Origin of the sequence: Limosilactobacillus coleohominis 101-4-CHN, assembly GCF_000161935.1 — a bacterium.
GTDB lineage: Bacteria > Bacillota > Bacilli > Lactobacillales > Lactobacillaceae > Limosilactobacillus > Limosilactobacillus coleohominis_A.
On the sequence record NZ_GG698805.1, the window covers coordinates 47,851 to 66,566 of the forward strand.

Here is an 18,716-nt window from a genome sequence, read left to right on the forward strand (position 1 = left end):
ATTTTTATTAAAACAATTGGTGAGGGAAATTTTTCAAATGTTGAAAAAACGATTTTTAAAAATTATTTTAAAACGAATTTTAATTAAAACATAAGTGAGAGAATTTCGCTCAGAAAATATGAAGGAAGTGAAAAGCAATGATCAATGCTAAACCCAGAGATGGACCTAAGTCCCACAGGTTATTAATGTCGTTAATTAGTATTTATAAGAAGAAAGAGGTAATTTTTATGAATGTTTTAAAGAACCCACCTTATTATATGAACATTTTCTTCCGTCAAGAATATGGTGAGTATACTGGTGGCTATGGAATAGTAGAAGCAGGGAAGCAAATTGTTTACCCGATAATGGATTTTACAAATTGTGCCAAAATACATTCTGGTTATGGCGGAATAATTAAGCTTGCGGCAGAAAGAATGTATGCACCTGTGTATTCGGATATTCGTTATGCCAGATATTCTAGGTTTTCTGATATGGTTAATGCTCACCCGGAACTTAGTGATCGAAATGTTAAGAGAGCTATACGGTGTCGATTTAAACAACTAGGCATCAGAATGCTCACTAGAAAAGAAGAAAAAAACATTAAGCAAGTTGTGGAATATGATCCATCTGCAGGAAAGAAGATTTCTAAAATTAGGGATAACATTGAGAAATATTTTGAAAAGCTACCCCAATTAGCATGCAAGCATATCTGTGACAATGAAATAGATCTATGGATGAAGCTGAGTGAAAATGCTAATTGATGACACCGGAATTATGACTTTCTCCACAACTCCATTTTACCTAATTGAAGCCGAACGGTTGCATCTAAACAAAGCGTTTAGCGGCAATAAGCTATTGCTGGAGCAGAAGAATGATGAACTAATTGTAACTAGTGCCTTTGAACATATGGTTAAGACTAGTTTTAACTTCACAAATAACGGCATCTATTCAGCCACCAAAACAATTATTGATGATGTGGTCCAGATCGATGTCCACTCTATGCTACCGACATTTGCGTATAAATTAGGGCTACTGAATTCTTACTACAAGAAATTGTTTGATCGCAAACAGCAAATTGAAGCGATGCCTAATTACCAGAATAATACTGAACTAGTTAATGAGCGAAATGAAATTAAACTGAAGCTCAATTTGTACTGTTCCGCTAATGATTCTGGTCAAGGACGGTATGTTAATCGGCTCTTGGCTGTATACAGTTCTATGAACTTCATGTTTGATGTGTTGAATTACTGGGGTCTATCAAATATTGTTAACTGTTTAAACGACGGTTTCATCATGCGCGTATCTAAGAATTTCGAAAATCAGTATCAAGAATTCAAGACTCATTATCAAGCAGAAATTGATGATTTAACTTTTTCAATGAAAAAGTGGCAGCATGCGATTATCAAGAGTCCCCAGGAATACATCTTAATTAATGATAATGATGACTATAAATGCCGAAATCAGAGCTTTGATGTGAGTTCAGTTTACCACTCAAAAACTGGCAAGGGCTTGAGAAAACTGAAATCAGAAGATATTGATCAAAATGTTGTCGAACTAGCTCAAGCAAAAGAAAGGAGGTCCATAAAGATGCTGAACAATTACTTGTTTAAAGAAGGTATTGATGGTATTGATCCAGTTGATCAAGCCGAAAAGCTGAGTAACATTAAACAGCTCCTAGATGAAGCTGGTGTCTATGATGCTCAATATCTAATAGGTAGAAAGTATTACTATTGCTTTGCAATTGATGTAGAAAACAACAAACAAAGTGAGAGTTTTGCCAACCGTTTCACTAACGAGGTGCTGAGAAATCAGGTCTTCATTTCAGACTGTAAGATAAAGGATCGAATTAATGTTTTGGACCAGGCGATTAAGGCAATTGAAGTCAAAGATATTGATGATTATCTGGAAAACACTGGTGCCAGCGTTACCAATAACTACTTGCCAAGTGTAATTGATTCAATTGGTGAAGGCCAATCAATTTAGGATTGGATGAAATACGAGGTTCGTAAGATTAGACAAACCAACGTGAAACAAATCTACCAGTATAATATATTGGCTTTGACCGTTCAGATATGGGCCAGTCTGCACCATGGTAATACTAACCAGCTAATGAAATATTTAACCAAACTTTGGAAAAATAAGTATTTAGATCAATTAGACACTGCGGACTACATCTACAATGACCCGAATACCCTAGTAGTTGATGGTGAGTTATTGGTTAAGGATGAACGGGGAACCTACTCCACTAAGGAATCTGCAGTTAACCATCTGTTGAAAAAATACTTCACCAAGCAACAAAAACAGCGTTTGGAGAATACTAAGAATAATGTTTTGACATTGTTGAAGGACGAAAAGTACCAGGATCAGCTAGGTGATGGTTTCCAGTCGGATCATCAGGCTATCCTTCTTAATAAAAATGGGAAGATTAGTACAGATTCACCATTTCGATACCAGCTTAATCACCATGTTAATGTGGATTATGACCCGTCCATTGTTAATTCTAGTGAATATTATCAACTGAATTATTTTCTGAAACATCTTGCACCCAAGGCCTTGAAACAACTGAAAGCTATGCTGGGATTAATTCCGCTCCAACATACAGGCATTATGGAGGAACTCAGAGTGTTCATTGTGCTCAAGGGCAAAAGCGGTGCCGGTAAGAGTACCTTAGCAGTTTTATTGGAGAAACTCTTCAATGACGAAGGGCAAAGTGGCTCTAATATCAGATCCAATACCCAGAATGTAAACCAGGCTTTTACCAACGGCCGTTATATAGCATTGAATGACGTTAAAAACGGTAAGGTAATGCTGTGGTTTGATGATTTTCAAGCTAATGAAAAGCGGAATATCATTACTGCTAATGCCGGGACAATAATTAATGGCGTGATCTCGGGTATGGCTCAAAATGCTTCAGCTAAGTATGAGACAGATCACCCGGTAACTTTACCGTCACTGATTGTGATTGCAACTAATGCGATGCCACAAGTAACCCAAGAAGGTACTGCAGCTAGAATGTTTGTAATTAATTCACCCAAGTCACTAAAGGAAGATCCCATCAAGGATGAACATGGACGAGTAGTCAACGTTTCTGATTTCGTTAATAATCCCAAAATCTGGCAGGCACTGTTCTACATTATTATGCAGGAAGCATCTAAGCTGTTGAAAATGAGTGATAAAGAGAGACAGGAAATTTTATAAATACTCAGCAGCTACTAAGCTAGCAGCATTGAATGATTCATTAGAGTTGTTTCTGGAAAATGAAGGAATTACTTCGCTCTATGACCTGGTTGGGATTCAGGCTAATCGCCTATTCAACATCTATAAGGATAAGATGAAGCAACCAGGAGCTTCATACCGAGCCTTCACAGAACAGCTAGAAATGCTGGGCTTCGTAATGAAACGCAAACACTTCAATGGCAAGAATTATCAGAAAGTCATTTGCGTTAGGAATGATAAATTAACTCAAGAAAAAATAAAGACCATGTTTAATGAATTGAATGTAACTCCAGATCGACTTGGTAGTGTTGATCGAAAAACAGGAGAAATTACAATTCTAAAAACATGGCACTATGGCTATGATGAATTCAAAAAGAATTATCCACAGAGCAGTGCGGTATTTACTCCATTTGAGTTCACCAATTAAATAAAAAATTTACATCATAATTTTAACATAGAAACAGTCAGAAAACCGAAAGGATGAGTATTAATGTTATTGATTGATGAGACAGAAGATAAGACGGTTAACGTTGAAAAGTCTAAATTTCTGCAAAGGTTTAACGCATTGCATGACTACAGCGACACAATAAAAACATCAGTGAATGTTTATGATGACGAATGTCAACTAGTGGGAATCTATTTCCCGAGGGTGACCTATGTGAAAGTCATCGATGAAATTGAGAAGTTAAGAAGTGAAATTAAGCGGTTAAGGAAGGAAAGGGAATAATGGTAAAAGACGAAATTGTTAATCTAAAGACATTAGCGAACATCATTGGTTGCAGTAACGGATACATCTATACTCTGATCCGATTAGGTATGCCTTATCATCAACTGGATCCGAAATCCAGACGCTACTTTGTAGTTGATGAAGTGGTTAATTGGCTGAAAACGGCAGGATTTCAACAGGTTACTACCTGGCGGGCGCGTTAATATTTTATTAATGGGTTCTAGGAGTGATGAAGTTTGACGATACGACTAGTTACTAATAAGAATAGTAAGCATTGTGGGCAATATTGGATTCGACCACAGACCAGTGTGCATGGGAAATTGATTTCGGCTCCTGTCCACTATGCGGAAACGAAATCGAAAGCTAGGAAAATTGAGGCGGATCTGATTGATCAGATTAAAACTGGTCATGATTTCAATACGGGCAGTATGTATCTACCACAGGCTTTGTCGGAATGGATTACAAAGCAAATCAAGATGGAACGCTGGAGTCCAGCTTCAATTAAGACCTGGCGGTACACGGAAAAACTGGTGCATTGTTATCTAGGTGGAGTGAAGGTCAGAAACTGTTATGAAGATACGATCAGAGAGTTCATCACCACCTATGCCAGAGAACACCATGCTAGTATTACTACCCATTCCACTGCTAGTAAGTTATTGCAGCAATTACGGACCTACTTTCTAACGCTGGAAGGTGATGTCATTGTAAAGTCACCTGTTCCCAAGCGACCAATTGACTATTTCTTTAGAAAGGACAAACAGTCCATTACTAAAGAAAAATATGCCATGACAGATCAAGAGTTTCAGGCATTTAGAAAAGCGATTCAAGATGATTTGAATCAAATTTCGATACAAAGATGGGTAGTGAGAATGGCATTATGGGTTGAGGCAGAAACCGGAATGCGACCACAAGAAGTTCAAGCATTGAAGCTGACTAATCTGACCCAAGACGAAGGTCACTGGGTGTTTCGGATTAACGATTCTTATTCGGAATTGACTAAGGGGTTAAACGGTCACCTTAAAGCCCGTCGCAAAGGTGAAAGTCGTCTCACCCCGCCAATAACTCAGCGGCTTTATGACCAGTTGCAAATTTTTAAACAGAAGCAAGCGGAGTTTATTAAAGAAAAAGGTCTGCAAACCACTAGTGACTTACTATTTTTGAATTTGACGGACTACCGGCTAGCTAGATTGGGTTATCCAGTCACTCAACGGTCAATGAACGATATGTTAAAGGAACTTTGTCGCCGGATTGGGGTTAATAATGGAGATCTGCCATTGAGTTGTTACACACTAAGGACCACTTGCGGTACTAGATTGGCAAGGCTCGGAGATTATAGCTATGCTTGCAATCGGTTAGGTAATTCATTGGCAGTTTATATGCGCTATTATGTAAAAACGTTTAACACTGGATACAGCGGATTGATGGATCGCTACTTATCAATGTAAAAAAATAGCCGTGCAATTAGTTGCATGGCTATTTTTAGTAGGTGAGCTTGTTACCTTAATTAATGATATAATTACAAAATATTTAATTGAGAAAAAAGGGAACCCTTGATATTATTGAGTTTAGAGAAAAAATATTTAAATTGAGAAAAAGAAAATGTGGAGAAATAAAATGGAGAATTTCACTTCTGATGTCTTATTAGAACTTATTCAAAATGATAATGAATCCGAAACAATCGAATATAAATCTAATTTGAATGATACCGGTCAAATTTGTAAATATATTTCTGCATTAGGGAATGCTGCCATCGCTTCATTGAATCCGCGTGCTTATTTAATCTGGGGAGTCGAAGATATTACTAAAAAGATAATTGGAACAAAATTTGATCCATATACATCAAAAGCTCGTATTTTGCCTAAAGATGGTAATAAAAAGCGAATGAAAAATTCGAATTATCCATTTATTACTTATATTGAGGAAAATATAAATCCTAAAATTCAACTAGAGTGGAAAGAATTTAAGAATGTTCAAGGAAAAAGACTGGTTGTTTTGATTATTGATGTGACTCATATAAATCAGCCAATTAAGTATAAGGGTGTTGAGTATGTTCGCTCTGGTACATCACTAAAGCCGTTAAATGAGTTTCCGGAAAAAGAAAGACAAATTTGGAATCGTTTGAATCTTCTAAGTTTGAAATGGAATTTGCTAAAACTAATGTATCATATCCGGACATAGAAAATTTGCTAGATATTAATTTCTACAAAAGAACTATAAATATGGATATTATTCATGAAAGTGATATTATTCAAAGTTTAATTGAAGATAATATTATTGTTAGTTCTGGAAATTCATTTGATATCACTAATTTAGGTGCCTATACCTTAGCAAAGGATATGAATAGCTTCCCTCACTTAAAGCGAAGAACAGTTAGAATTACTAAATATGAAGGTAACTATAAGACTGATAATGCAGTATACGATGCTATTGGTAATATGGGTATCATAGTTGGATTCCATAATATGATTGTTAATATAATGCGACATATTCCTTATGTTGAAGACTACACTGGTGGTATTCGAAATGATATTCCATAATTTCCGGAATTAGTTATTCGGGAATTATTAGCGAATACGATTGCTCATCAAGACTTTACTATTAGTGGAATGAGACCAATGGTAGAAATCTTTAATAACAGAATTATTTTTAGTAATCCGGGTGTTCCATTGATGGATCCAATGAGGTTCTTAGATTTTCCTCCAAGGTCAAGAAATACAGAACTGGCTGACTTGTTGGGAAAATTTAAAATAGTTGAATCTCGAGGAACTGGTATTGATAAAGTTGTAGCTTCTTTAGAAGAGCATGAATTACCAGCTCTGGAAATACTTACGAAAGGAACAGATGCAACACAGGTTACAATCCACAGTAAAAAGCTTTTCAAAGATATGTCTCCAACTGAAAAGAACGAATCGATATATTGGAATGCCTGTTTGCATTATGTTAACGATGAACAAATAAATAATGCATCATTAAGGAAAAGGTTTAACTTAACTAGTAACGACAGTTCACTAATCTCTAAAGCTATTTCTAATGCAATGGAGGCTAATTTAATCAAGCTTTATGACGAAAAAGCAGGTAGAAAGTTTGTATCTTATATACCTTTTTGGGGTGTTAGTGTTCAAAATAGATATAAAATTTAAATGAGATGGATCATGACTGATAAGAGTCGAGCTGATATTTTTATTTCTTACTCTTGGGGTGAGGGAAATGGTGAAAATTTTGCAACATGGTTAAACCAATTTTTGATAAAAAACTATGATGTTAATGTATTCTTCGACAAGACATCTACCCATCCGGGGTCCAATTTAAAAAATTTTATGTCCAAAGCTACAAATGTAAAGTATATAATTTGCGTTTGCACAAATGAGTACCTTAAACGGATGGAGGTTGAAAGTAGTGGAGTAAAATACGAAGTGGATAGGATCAAAGTTAATCATGATTCTCATATAATTCCGCTGGTTGAAGCTTCAAAAGAGTTGCCAGAACCATTTGAAGATTTAAAATATATTAAGTTAGATATGAGTAATCCAACTAATCCAGAAAACATAAAAGCTTACTATGAACTACTAAATTATATATTTCCTGATGAAGTTAATCATGTATCAACAGAATATAAACGACAAGTGAGAAAAGTAAAAAACATAGATAAAATCAAGCATAGTTTAGCTTTTAATCCTAATGATAAAGGAGTAGTTACTCTTAGCTTAGATGTTAATGATGGTAAGGTTGATATTGGTAGAGGTAAACAGAAGTTCACCATAAGTTGGTCTAAGGGTGGCAATGATAGTGTATATATTTACAATGACTATATTGGTAATTGTTTGCATGTTTCTTATAATGCAAATAGCTTTAAGCTAACAAAAATGCCCATTGATTTAATTAGTTACTTTACCAGTTATAAGAGAGCACAATTAATATATAAAGGCGATAGTTTTGCTTTTGTTAATAAGGATGATTTTATTTTAGTTGGTGAAGTTTTAAATATTGCATCTTCTAATATCAAATTTAAATACAAAATATTGCAACAGTAATGCCATTTTGAATTGGTTGAGTTACTATAACGACACTATTTGAACAAAATTTCTGACCATGCTTTTAACACAAAATCTTAACACATTTAGGATGAAATCCTTTTACACCAAGGGTTGAACTACTCTAAAAAAGTGACTTTAGTGAGCACTATACACACATAAAAGCCTGTAATACCAGCGATTGTCGTTGGCGTTACAGGCTTTTTTCGTCGCTTAAATGGCACTGTTTTAACACGTTTGTTAACACGCGCGGATGAAGTTAGGTGATTTTTGAGTAGTGAGGGTGCTTGAAAGATTGATATAGCAGGACTGGCCGCGTGTTAAAATGTGTTAAATAATTAGTATAAAATGTTAAATAGAGAGCAAAATTACTGGAAGCGATGCGGAAGCAGGAACGTTGAAATGATTAAATCTAAGAAAAACTTTATTCAATCAATTTATGATAATAAACTAGAGTTGTCCATTATTGATTTACCAGCAGGGACAGATTACTTTACAACATATCTTGAAAATTATCGATTAATGCATTCTGACTTAAATCATAAATGGCTAGCTCGGTTAGCTTTAGAACTAAGCCATGCAACAGATATGAATATTCAGGCAGCAAAACTAGCGCTATATCTTGAACATATCACATGGTGGGATCATGGTTTCCATTTACGGTATTTGCATTTAATGCTACCTATGGCAATTCAATCAGAAAACTATGATTTGATTGATGGAACTAAGGGTAACGATCAAGTTAAACCAGAATTAGATCGATTATTTAACATAATTCAGGATCATTCGCGAGTTTGTAGAGCGTATATTCAAATGCTCAAAATGTGTGCTGGATATATGGGACAAGCTGGTATTTCAACTGGCGATTCTCGAAGCGCCAGAGAAATGAAAAAATGTGCTAAATATTTAGAGGAAAAGGATTGGTCCCACGCCAGACAACAATTTGATCGGTTGACAGGGTGGTGGAATTAGTAGTGATTATGACAAGAAAAGTTAAAGAATATGATAATTATTTAGAGATTTAAGAGCAAATTTTAATTGAAGATAAAGAAATATTGGATTTTTTAAAAGATAAGTAAGAGGATAATTTAGAACTTCATATCCAAATAAAAAGGTAAATTTTGTATGCACAACTTAAATTTTATTACAGACTTAGCGAGTCCAGATCTAGACCCGTACGTACGTCTAACGGAAGCCCAACTCTTTCATGCCAAGGGTACGCAAGACGGATTATTTATTGCAGAAAGTCCCAAGGTAATTGAACGGGCCTTACGCGCGGGGTATCAGCCAGCTTCGCTTTTAGTAGAAGAAAAGTTCTTAGACCGTGATCTGGATGACTTAGACCATGAAATGGCGATGAACCAGACTGAAGGATTAGGGCGAACCCCGATTTATGTAATCAATGATCAGCAAATTCGTCAACTAGCCGGCTACAATCTTTTACGGGGTGCCCTTGCAGCAATGTACCGTGTCCAGCGGCCTAGTTTTGCTGATTTTTTGAAGGCACTTCCGAATGCTCATCCACGGATTGCTATTCTTGAGCACATTGTGAATCCCGCTAATATTGGGGCGATCTTTCGTTCGGCAGCGGCACTTGGCATTGATGGAGTCATTGTAACCAGTGACTCTGCCGATCCGCTTTACCGGCGTTCTTCGCGGGTATCAATGGGGACCGTTTTTCAAGTACCGTGGACCTATATTGACGCCAAAATCTGGCAAACGGAAGGAATTAGCCTGCTTCATCGGTTGGGCTATCAAACGGCCGCTATGGCGCTCCGTCACAACACGATTAGGATTGATGATCCTCAGTTGGTAAAAATAGACAAATTAGCTGTTATTCTTGGCTCAGAGGGCCCGGGTTTAGAAGAACGGACAATTATGCAGAGTGATTTTTCAATCAAGATTCCCATGGCTACAGGAGTCGATTCTTTGAATGTTGCTGCAGCTTCTGCACTGGCATTCTGGGAACTTGGAAACCGAAAACAGGATAATTAATAAAATCAAACCATCATTCTTGAATTAAAAAATGAAATTTGGCTAAATAATGTTGAATAAATCAATTAATTAAGTAAGTAACATCAGCGACCTAAGATCGTGAGGATGATTAATCTTCAATTATTTCTGGGCTGCTTTTTTTATGGAGTACGATATGGAAGAATTATTTGTTAAAGCCCCTGTTAAACGGGTGTATTTTAAACTTGCGTTACCCGTCGTTTTAGGGATGATCACGACCATGATTTACAATTTGGCCGATACCATGTTTGTTGCTAAAACAGGAGATGCCAATTTAGTTGCTGGAATCACAATTGGTGCACCACTTTTTACTTTTTTGCTGGCCATTGCCGATATTTTTGGCTTGAGCGGATCATCAGTGATTTCCCGTTTATTTGGTGAGCAGGATTACGAATTAGGACGCAAAATCAGTAGTTTTTGTATGTATGCGGGCATCATTACCGGATTAGTATTGACAATTTTATTATTGATTTTTGAAAAACCAATTTTAACGACGTTGGGGGGGGCGCGCGCGGCAACGTATGGTGATGCCGCCGACTTTTATCGTGTATTATCGATTGGTGCAGTTTTCATTATTTTCAGTTTAATCCCGCAAAATCTGATTCGGACGGAAGGCCTAGCAATAGAAGCAATGATCGCCACGATGACCGGGACAGTTTTAGCTATTATTTTAGATCCCATCTTTCTGTTTGGTTTAAAGATGGGTGCTACCGGGGTGGGGATGGCTAACGTCCTAGGTTATTTCGTTACTGACGTCATGTTAGTTTTATTCATTTGGAAAAAGGCAAAGTTTATTACACTGAATCCATCCAAGATGAAAATTGACGGATCATCCTTGAAAGACATAGTAGCAATTGGTATTCCCGGTTCCATTACTAACTTTGCCCAAAGTTTTGGGATGGCGCTCCTGGATTTTTCGCTTGCTATTTATGGGGCCGATAAAGTGGCTGCTATGGGGATCACGCAAAAAGTATATAGCATTGTGATTCTGGTAATCGTTGGTTTTACCTTTGGGGCGCAACCGCTTTTGGGTTACAATTATGGCTCGAAAAACTGGCAACGGCTGAAGGAAATTCTGCAGTTTGATATTTTCGTTCAGGTTGTCTATGCAGTAATCGTTGGTGGCTTGCTGATCCTATTTGCTCGTCCCGTAATTACTCTGTTTATGAACCGACCAGATATTGTCAATGCAGGTAGTTACATGTTATTAGCAACCATTATTACAACACCAGTAGTTGGGATTGTATTAGTTTACACCACGATTTTTCAATCAATTGGTAATGCGTGGGGAGCTTTTATTATGGCTATTGCACGGCAAGGAGTCGTGTACTTCTTAGTTTTAGAAGGGATGCGATTCTTGATGGGCTATCATGGGATTGTATGGTCACAAGCCATTAGTGATGTTTTGACCTACGTCATTGGTTTTTTCATTTATAGAAAGAGTCTAGACTTGAAGGATAAGATTAAAGACTCAGCGAAATTGAGTTAGTACGTTTAATAATGAGTCAAAAAAGTCCGTCAGTTCTGGAATTTATCCAGTGAAGATGACGAACTTTTTTATTTAAAAACACCATTTTACCACTTGAATGGCCATATATAATAAGCAGCAGTAATTAGCGCAGGTAACCATTACATCCAAAAGGATCTTTGGCTTTTCTAATTGCACTTCAGTTACTCCTGGGATTGGGTAAGTGAACAGAGTAATGAAGTTTCCTAGAATTGTTAATAATAACGAGGTCGCGGCCACATGCGTTAACATGAATATTTTAAATGATTTTGACAGCCAAAATAAAGCAAAATGAATTAAGATAATCCCAAAAATGCATACGCCAAAAGCAATTGTATAGATCATCTTAAAGAATGAAGAGCCTTTTATATATTGAAGTCCAGAATCGTCATTCATTTTATCTGCAGACCATTCTAAGTAATCATGCTTATAGAATAAGTGGTAAAACAGGCGGACATCAGAATGTGTCGTAATAATAATTACTGCACATAATAGTATTATAAAAATTAATTGATGGAACAATCGCTACCTCCGTTTGAAATACGTATGATAATTAATCAACACCCTTTCAAACTATAGCATACATTAATTAGAAATGGGTTTTGATTGATAATCAATTTTCACTATCATCCATCTTGACATTATTCTGGGCTTGGTTTTGCTGAATTTTTTGAATAGCCGAATCTAACTGAGTTTTATAGTTACTAAATTGATCAGCTAGTGCATTCTTGGTGTATGATTTGCTAAAATCTTTATCACCGTGTGTGTAATGATCGACGTTAATTTGGTCATTATTAAAACTGATGATGTACCAGGCAAAGCCAAACTTTCCTTCACCAATCTGAAATGTCGGATCTTCGTGTTGTTCGATTGCCATTGGTTGCTCAGTTGCCGGGTTCGAACTTTGACCGTTGGCTAAATCGTCGAATGTCTTAAATTTATCGTCAATAGAATCACCACGGAGCGAATTGATATAGGCGGCGACCGCTAATTCTTCGTTGTTTAATTCCTCCTTTTGTGATTCTGATGATGAAGATGATGATTTGCTCGAAGAGTGCTGTTCTTGATGCTGCTTAGTTAATGAAGACGAAGTTTGCTTATTTTGGATTTTTGACTGTTGGTTGGCATTGTTGCTACCGAAGATGAAAAACAAGACCGCACATAAAACGACGATAATCCCACTTAGCAGGCTGTAAATGATTTTATATTTATTCATTAATGATCGTCCTTTCCACTTAATACATCATCCATCAGTTTCTGATTAATCTCTTCTGAATGCTGATCATTATAATTAATCTTCTGAATCAGTTCGTCAATTTGGGCTTTCTTATCACGGTAGCGATTAATAAGATCCTTCTTGTTGAGAGTTCCTTCACTGTGTTCGCCGATCATGTTAGAGATTTTATGATCAATGGTGTCACCATTAATCGTCACGATCAAACGGGTTGATCCAGCGGTACCTTCTTGAAACTGGAATGAATTATCACTAAGCTGTTTAATTTGCATCAGCATTGCCTGACGTGGGTCAACTTGTTCAGTGGTATCAGCCATGGCATCGTCCAATTTTTGATCAATGCTATCTGATTTACCGAGATCAACTAAGGTCATCGCTGCCAGTTCCTCATTCGTAAACGACGGCTGAGTTACTTGTGGCTTGGATGAAGAGTGGGCTTGTGCAGTTTTCTTAACTCCCTTCGAAGATTTCTTTTGCACAGTGGTTGTGGAATGGCTACTACTATTAGTTCCTAATATGAACAACAGTACGGCACAAAGAATAACGGCAATTACCGAAAGGCTCCAGATTATAACTTTGTTGTTTTTAGTCATGGGAATCTTCTTTTATTTAACCTCACCGATTTTTGTTAGTTTGAACTGTAGCTTATCATCATTAAAATCACTATCATTGGATGATTTTAAACGGGCTTGAACCGAAGAACGATTGTACTTCACAATATTAAATTTACTATCAACTGAATTATCGTCGTACATAGTAAACTCTTTATTATTAATTGAGTAAGTTAATTTATCATAATCAATCTTATGGAGTGCGGTGTCAAAATCATAAGTCTCAAATTGCTTGATATCTTTTTTCTTAACTGTACCGGCAAGATGATGACCATCATTGGCAAAAGCTAAATAAGTGTTCATGGTCCCGTCGGTATCTTTACCACCAATTTCACCGCTGATTGTGCATTGATAAATAGATCCAGTGACCGCTTTTTGCAAACTTGGGTGTTGGTATTTCCACCAACCAAAGCCAGCCAGAGCAAAGACGATAATCAAAATTCCAATTCCGGTGAGTAATTTACGTTGTTTAGTCATTGAATGACTTTTTAATTTTTGGGAAGGTTGATGGCCGACCTTTCGACCACAGTTGGGACAAAACTGACTATTACTCTCTAGCTGAGCACCACAGTACTTACAGAATTTCATGTAATTTCCTCACTTTATATTTTATAACGAATGGTATTGACGACTAACGATGTCCCAAACGGTAGTACCTGAACTATAGGTTTGTGCGTCATTTCGGAGTTTTAAATTACCAGCGGTTGAAACACGATACACCCGGTATTCAATATCTCTTAGGCCAGGATTTTTTTCGCATGATTTTAACCACGATTCGTTTATGGCCACGAGTCCACCAAGATATCACCCGGAAGTTTTGGCTGTTGATCGGAATTTTCTCAGAGCCGTTGGGCAGAGCACCGTTGTTTGAGGTGTAGAAATGCCACCATGCCCACCGTTCAGCCATTGGGCGAGTAATGCCATGAATGTCATTGGCAGAAACAATTTGAGATGGCCAAGGAACGTTGGCAATGAAGGAAGTTGTGCAAGCTATTAGACAAGGTAAAATGATTATTCCTAACCAACGGTAAATTCTTTTCATCATAATTCTCCTGTTATTTTGCTTGTGTTACTTGCATATTATTAGCCAGATCATGAACTTGTTTTCCGGCGTGGTGGTTATTTACGAATTTAGCAATATCTGACCAAGTAGTTGAAACTTGCGGATGACTAAAATGCTCAATGGTTGCATCTCCAGTATCGTCACCTTCCATGGGTACTCCAGCCATGCAATACAAATAAACATTATTACCATCTGTGGTAAAAAATTCGGCGCCACCTTTACCCAGTCCGCTAATTGTTACTTCAATGGGATTGGACCCTTGTTTATAGTAACGGTGCTCATCATTACCACCCAAGCCTTGTTGAGCAATGGCGCCATGTTGAGAATAGAGAGTGAATTTCTCCCAATTTCGGATATTATTAGCACTGGCATAATAAATGACTGCGGCAATTTTCTCCTTTTGATTCATCGAATTGGCTTGCATTTTATTTGGGTCAGTGTGCTTTTGTTTTTTGGCCGTTAACCTAACTTGTCGATGGTTAGAGCTAGTTGTGGAATGACCGCTGCGTGCACCTAAGAAGAATAAAATCAGTGCAACCAGAATAACGATAACTGCAGACAGAATCATGATGACTTTTTGATGCGACTTATCTTGAGAATTACTTGTGTGGTCGACCCGCTTCTGCGTAATTTTCGGTTGGTCGAGCTTGGTACCACAGTTTTCACAAAAAAGACTATCTTCGGTATTTTCAAACCCGCACTTTGGACACTTTTTCATAATTAACCTCATTTTTGGATTTTTTGAGCAATTTTTTGAACTTTGGAGAACGCGTGGTGGTCTTTGATATAGCTATTAATCGCTGACCAACTAACTGTCATTATTGGGCGTTTTTGGTCTACTTTATCAACTGTCGTGATGGGTCCACCTTGATAATAGAAGTAGACGTTGTCCCCATCTTTAGCAAAAAATGTCGTTCCGCCACCACCTAGTAAAACATTACTAGGGTTTTTGTCGGTAACATTAATTTCGGTTGGTTTAGTTCCTTACTGGTAATCTCTGGAAGCCTTGCTGAGCGTAACCTTCTTATTACCTTCATAACCACTGGGTTTGGGCCAGTGTTGAACATTGTTTTCGCCGGCATAGTAAAGGATGGCGGCAGTCTGCATTTTTCGATCAGCTGTTTTAGCGTTGAATTGTTGAGCTGATAATGGATGATGAGGGCGTGAACTATTGGTGGAGTGACCACCAATTTCAAAGATGATGAAGGCAATCAATATGATCGCCAGTCCCCAAAGCCAATAATGATGTGTAGCGTGTGAATTCTTTTTGACAGGAACTAATTTAGCTCCGCAATTCGCACAAAAAACACTATCAGCAGTATTTTGAAAATGACATTTTGAACATTTTTTCATTGTTAAATTCCTATTCGTTGAGATCATTGACGTCGCCATCTTGATTTGGTTTTTGCAGAACAACGCCATGAATCTTAATTACTTTGACGCCAAAACTGACATTGCCGTGAATATCGTCACCAGGGAAGTAACGGGGCAGGGAGGTGTCTGGATCACCATAAGCATCCACAAATTGGGGAGTCAGCTGTTCCTTGTATTTATACTTATATTTTTTATGATGCTTTTTGTGGTGCTTTTTCTTAACCTTGACCTTAACGGTTTCGTATTTGTAAGCACCCGTATCAGCATCGTCCCAATTCAGATCGACTTTACCATCCGAACTAACGTGCCAAGTTCCAACAGTCCGGTAGTCACTGTTTTGACTATTTTCGTAGGCTTTATCATCGCTGTCTAGCCAGTAAGGATTAACGTTGACCCCTAATGAGCCATCACTGTTGAATTTAAGGAAGATGTGGGAATATTTATTGCCACTAACGTCTTTGGTAATTTGATTTTTATAGTCACCACTATCGTCATCCTGGTCTTCCTTATTTTTAAAATAAGAATATCGCCAGATGGTGCCATCCAACGTTTCCTTAGTATAGGATTCGCCTAATTTACTGCTTGATAAGGAAAATTGGTGTTGGTTGTTAAAGTTGAGAATCAGGATCCCAACGGTTAAGACTTGAATTAGAATAATGGCAATGAGCTTGATCCTAAATGGTTGATGAATTCGCCGGGCAAAGATAATCAATAACCACAGCAGGCTAGCGACAACAAAAAACGATCCAAAACCGTAAGTAAAGGATAAATCATCCGAAATCATGCTACCGGATGTATTCTGATAATCCGTGCCAGTATAAGATTGGCGCAGGATACTTTGGTAATCAATGGTGGACCTGGTGACAAAATATAGTGAACAGCCTAAAATGACGGCAAGAATGATGACTCCTAAATGCCAAGTCCAGCGTGGTCGTGAATTATGGGGACGTCTGATTTTGGTCAAATCATAACCACATTTGGGACAAAACTTAGCATCTTTACTGTATTCAGTACCACATTGCGGACACTTTCTATTCTTCATTGTTAGAAACTCCGTTGATTAAAATTCCAACTGCATAGATAAAGGTTCCAATCCATGGCAACAGCTTCATGAATTGATACATATTTGAGTAATCACTGACGGATGCATCACCATTAATAATGGAGGCAACAACACTCATGCTGGCGTTAGCAACATTCGCGTAGATGTAAGAACAAATCCCCGCGAACGCCAAGAGAACGATTGCTCCTAATACTTTTAGGACGTGACCATGTGAACTGTGTTTAAAACCGTTGCCGATCCCACCAATAAACATGACCGCTCCAAGTAGTCCGAGTGAAATTCCCCAGAAGAATAGGTAACCACTTGAGTCGAGAGCACCATTTTTGATCACAGAAGTTGCTTGTGATGCGATACTCGTTGCTGTTTGTCGATTAGAGAAGTACATAATGCCACCGACAATGGCTAAGATTAGGCCGAAAATAAATTCAATTCCGGTGGTGAAGTGATGATTAACCGGAGCGGAACGAGGCATTTTCTTTTCCTGTCGTGAGATGTGAGTTGCCCGTTGAGCATGGGCTTGATAATTGTTCATATCCTTTGGGGCAACCTGATTTTTAGCGATTAAGGCTTTACCGAGTGAAGCCATTTTACGTTTGAGATTATCAAGGTCGTTGTTATTCAGCCAATCATGGAACTTATTTTCCCAAGGATAGGTTTCTTCATTCGAGAGAAGTGGGTATAAGTACGTCAATAGCAAAAAGATGGTTAATGACCACAACCGAAGGGTTGGCAATAATACAGCCCAAGCAAAGAAAAACAGCATGGTAATGGCATTGTTGTTCATGAATTTGAACACTTGTTGCCAATGCTTTTTAGAGAAAGCTAACCGATGAAAGACATTAATTCGGTTATTTTGTTGTTGGTCTTTCAATTTTGCTTGCAACTTGGCAATTTCTGCTTCGAGCTGCTGACGATCATCGGTATGTTCAACGGTTGATTGAGCAGTAGCAGTACGCTGCTTAGGTGCTGACTCATGATGAGGAGCTTGCTTTCCAGCATTCCGTTTGGGTTGAGCTGCCTGCTTAACTGGCTGTTCAGCTTGTGGTTGCACCCGCTTGCCGCATTGTTCGCAGAAAACCTGGTTGGGCTTGAGTTTAGCGCCACAGTATTTACAAAATTTCATAATCTTCTCCTATTGCTGTAAGTGAATGTGTTGAGCTTTGTCTTTGATTTGGTCAACGACGCTATGGTCGTTAACGTAGTTGATGATGTCATGGAGGTTGGCAGTTGCAAGAGGGTCTTTATCTTTTTGCAAGTTAGTGGTCTTAACATCATAAAAGGCGACCTCACCGTCTGCCCCAACAGTGTATTGGGCAATTGATCCACCATTCATATTGCTTGGACGAAGTCCCCATGAATTTCCGCGTCCCTTAACATTAAGATGATCTGCGTTATCAAATTGATCAATGTCAAGGTCATCGCCATATGATGAGAAAAGGCCATGCCAGCATCCTTTATCGACGACATGATCACCATAGTACGCAATTGCCGCTGCCGTTTGCATTGGAGTAATGGAGTCATAATCCAACTTATCGCCAGAATCATTACTGGAAGATGATGATGACTCGGTCGATGAATTAGTTTTCGAACTAGTTTTTGTAACTGAGCTAGAACTAGTTTGACTTGTTTGCACAGAGGACTTATTAAACATCTTGCCCGCAAAATAAGCCCCGACAAAGATAATGAGCACACCAATTACTAACAAGACCCATTTAAGTTTTTTCATTATTGATTCGTTCCTTTCATAAAAAAAGCCCCGACAAGATGCCGGGGACTTCACCTAGTTTTAAAAATCCCAATCATAACCGAAAATGAACGTTTTCATATTACACTAATTGCCAAAAATAAATTGCATTAAAGTGTCATCTTGTTCATTAAACGAAAAAATTTAACCATAT

The 18,716-nt window shown here is 37.7% G+C and carries 22 protein-coding genes; 14 read left to right on the forward strand and 8 right to left on the reverse strand.

Annotated features, from left to right (window positions below; translation table 11 throughout):
- Positions 1-137 precede the first annotated feature (137 nt).
- The 14 genes from HMPREF0501_RS06605 (at position 138) to HMPREF0501_RS06670 (ending at position 11,455) form a co-directional block, all read left to right on the forward strand.
- The gene (locus tag HMPREF0501_RS06605; RefSeq protein WP_006917152.1) at positions 138-740 is read left to right on the forward strand and encodes a hypothetical protein; all 603 of its coding nucleotides are present in this window, start codon (positions 138-140) and stop codon (positions 738-740) included.
- A complete protein-coding gene (locus tag HMPREF0501_RS08950) occupies positions 724-1,962 on the forward strand; it encodes a hypothetical protein (protein WP_155801170.1) in 1,239 nt (412 codons plus the stop codon). The genes HMPREF0501_RS06605 and HMPREF0501_RS08950 overlap by 17 nt, the downstream gene beginning before the upstream one ends.
- Before the next feature lie 6 nt (positions 1,963-1,968).
- Positions 1,969-3,177, forward strand: coding sequence for a hypothetical protein (locus HMPREF0501_RS08955; RefSeq protein ID WP_040456076.1), 1,209 nt, complete (start codon positions 1,969-1,971; stop codon positions 3,175-3,177).
- Positions 3,178-3,205: 28 nt separating this feature from the next.
- A complete protein-coding gene (locus tag HMPREF0501_RS08960) occupies positions 3,206-3,622 on the forward strand; it encodes a hypothetical protein (protein WP_006917154.1) in 417 nt (138 codons plus the stop codon).
- A 63-nt stretch (positions 3,623-3,685) separates the two neighbouring features.
- Positions 3,686-3,922, forward strand: coding sequence for a hypothetical protein (locus tag HMPREF0501_RS06625; protein WP_006917155.1), 237 nt, complete (start codon positions 3,686-3,688; stop codon positions 3,920-3,922).
- Positions 3,922-4,125 (forward strand): hypothetical protein, encoded by a 204-nt coding sequence (locus tag HMPREF0501_RS06630; RefSeq protein ID WP_006917156.1) that lies wholly within the window; start codon positions 3,922-3,924, stop codon positions 4,123-4,125. The genes HMPREF0501_RS06625 and HMPREF0501_RS06630 overlap by 1 nt, the downstream gene beginning before the upstream one ends.
- Before the next feature lie 33 nt (positions 4,126-4,158).
- Positions 4,159-5,367, forward strand: coding sequence for a tyrosine-type recombinase/integrase (locus HMPREF0501_RS09160; RefSeq protein ID WP_006917157.1), 1,209 nt, complete (start codon positions 4,159-4,161; stop codon positions 5,365-5,367).
- 169 nt (positions 5,368-5,536) lie between these two features.
- Positions 5,537-6,100 carry a helix-turn-helix domain-containing protein gene (locus HMPREF0501_RS06640; protein WP_040456081.1) on the forward strand — a complete coding sequence of 188 codons (564 nt, stop codon included), beginning with the start codon at positions 5,537-5,539 and terminating at the stop codon, positions 6,098-6,100.
- Positions 6,101-6,141: 41 nt separating this feature from the next.
- A complete protein-coding gene (locus HMPREF0501_RS06645) occupies positions 6,142-6,459 on the forward strand; it encodes a hypothetical protein (protein WP_040456083.1) in 318 nt (105 codons plus the stop codon).
- A 78-nt stretch (positions 6,460-6,537) separates the two neighbouring features.
- Positions 6,538-7,062: an ATP-binding protein gene (locus HMPREF0501_RS06650; protein ID WP_081443436.1), complete on the forward strand. Its 525-nt coding sequence runs from the start codon at positions 6,538-6,540 to the stop codon at positions 7,060-7,062.
- 12 nt (positions 7,063-7,074) lie between these two features.
- The gene (locus HMPREF0501_RS06655; protein WP_006917159.1) at positions 7,075-7,953 is read left to right on the forward strand and encodes a toll/interleukin-1 receptor domain-containing protein; all 879 of its coding nucleotides are present in this window, start codon (positions 7,075-7,077) and stop codon (positions 7,951-7,953) included.
- A gap of 402 nt (positions 7,954-8,355) precedes the next feature.
- Positions 8,356-8,925, forward strand: a complete 570-nt coding sequence (locus tag HMPREF0501_RS06660; RefSeq protein ID WP_006917160.1) for a hypothetical protein — start codon at positions 8,356-8,358, stop codon at positions 8,923-8,925.
- A gap of 153 nt (positions 8,926-9,078) precedes the next feature.
- Positions 9,079-9,948 (forward strand): TrmH family RNA methyltransferase, encoded by an 870-nt coding sequence (locus tag HMPREF0501_RS06665; RefSeq protein ID WP_006917161.1) that lies wholly within the window; start codon positions 9,079-9,081, stop codon positions 9,946-9,948.
- A 154-nt stretch (positions 9,949-10,102) separates the two neighbouring features.
- Positions 10,103-11,455, forward strand: coding sequence for an MATE family efflux transporter (locus HMPREF0501_RS06670; RefSeq protein ID WP_006917162.1), 1,353 nt, complete (start codon positions 10,103-10,105; stop codon positions 11,453-11,455).
- A gap of 631 nt (positions 11,456-12,086) precedes the next feature.
- Here the strand turns inward: HMPREF0501_RS06670 and HMPREF0501_RS06680 are convergent.
- From HMPREF0501_RS06680 to HMPREF0501_RS06720, 8 genes are all read right to left on the reverse strand, one after another.
- Entirely contained in the window at positions 12,087-12,689 is a 603-nt protein-coding gene (locus tag HMPREF0501_RS06680) for a hypothetical protein (protein WP_006917163.1), read from the reverse strand.
- Complete coding sequence (locus HMPREF0501_RS06685) at positions 12,689-13,300, reverse strand: hypothetical protein (protein ID WP_006917164.1); 612 nt, start codon at positions 13,298-13,300, stop codon at positions 12,689-12,691. Before HMPREF0501_RS06685 ends, HMPREF0501_RS06680 begins: the two co-directional genes overlap by 1 nt.
- A 12-nt stretch (positions 13,301-13,312) precedes the next feature.
- The gene (locus tag HMPREF0501_RS06690) at positions 13,313-13,906 is read right to left on the reverse strand and encodes a zinc ribbon domain-containing protein (protein WP_006917165.1); all 594 of its coding nucleotides are present in this window, start codon (positions 13,904-13,906) and stop codon (positions 13,313-13,315) included.
- 467 nt (positions 13,907-14,373) lie between these two features.
- The gene (locus HMPREF0501_RS06700; protein WP_040456090.1) at positions 14,374-15,099 is read right to left on the reverse strand and encodes a zinc-ribbon domain-containing protein; all 726 of its coding nucleotides are present in this window, start codon (positions 15,097-15,099) and stop codon (positions 14,374-14,376) included.
- A 266-nt stretch (positions 15,100-15,365) separates the two neighbouring features.
- Positions 15,366-15,734, reverse strand: coding sequence for a zinc-ribbon domain-containing protein (locus HMPREF0501_RS06705; RefSeq protein WP_040456091.1), 369 nt, complete (start codon positions 15,732-15,734; stop codon positions 15,366-15,368).
- A gap of 10 nt (positions 15,735-15,744) precedes the next feature.
- The gene (locus HMPREF0501_RS06710) at positions 15,745-16,797 is read right to left on the reverse strand and encodes a zinc ribbon domain-containing protein (RefSeq protein ID WP_006917172.1); all 1,053 of its coding nucleotides are present in this window, start codon (positions 16,795-16,797) and stop codon (positions 15,745-15,747) included.
- The gene (locus tag HMPREF0501_RS06715) at positions 16,787-17,941 is read right to left on the reverse strand and encodes a zinc-ribbon domain-containing protein (protein WP_006917173.1); all 1,155 of its coding nucleotides are present in this window, start codon (positions 17,939-17,941) and stop codon (positions 16,787-16,789) included. The genes HMPREF0501_RS06710 and HMPREF0501_RS06715 overlap by 11 nt, the downstream gene beginning before the upstream one ends.
- A 9-nt stretch (positions 17,942-17,950) precedes the next feature.
- A complete protein-coding gene (locus HMPREF0501_RS06720; protein ID WP_040456094.1) occupies positions 17,951-18,544 on the reverse strand; it encodes a hypothetical protein in 594 nt (197 codons plus the stop codon).
- Between the last annotated feature and the right edge of the window lie 172 nt (positions 18,545-18,716).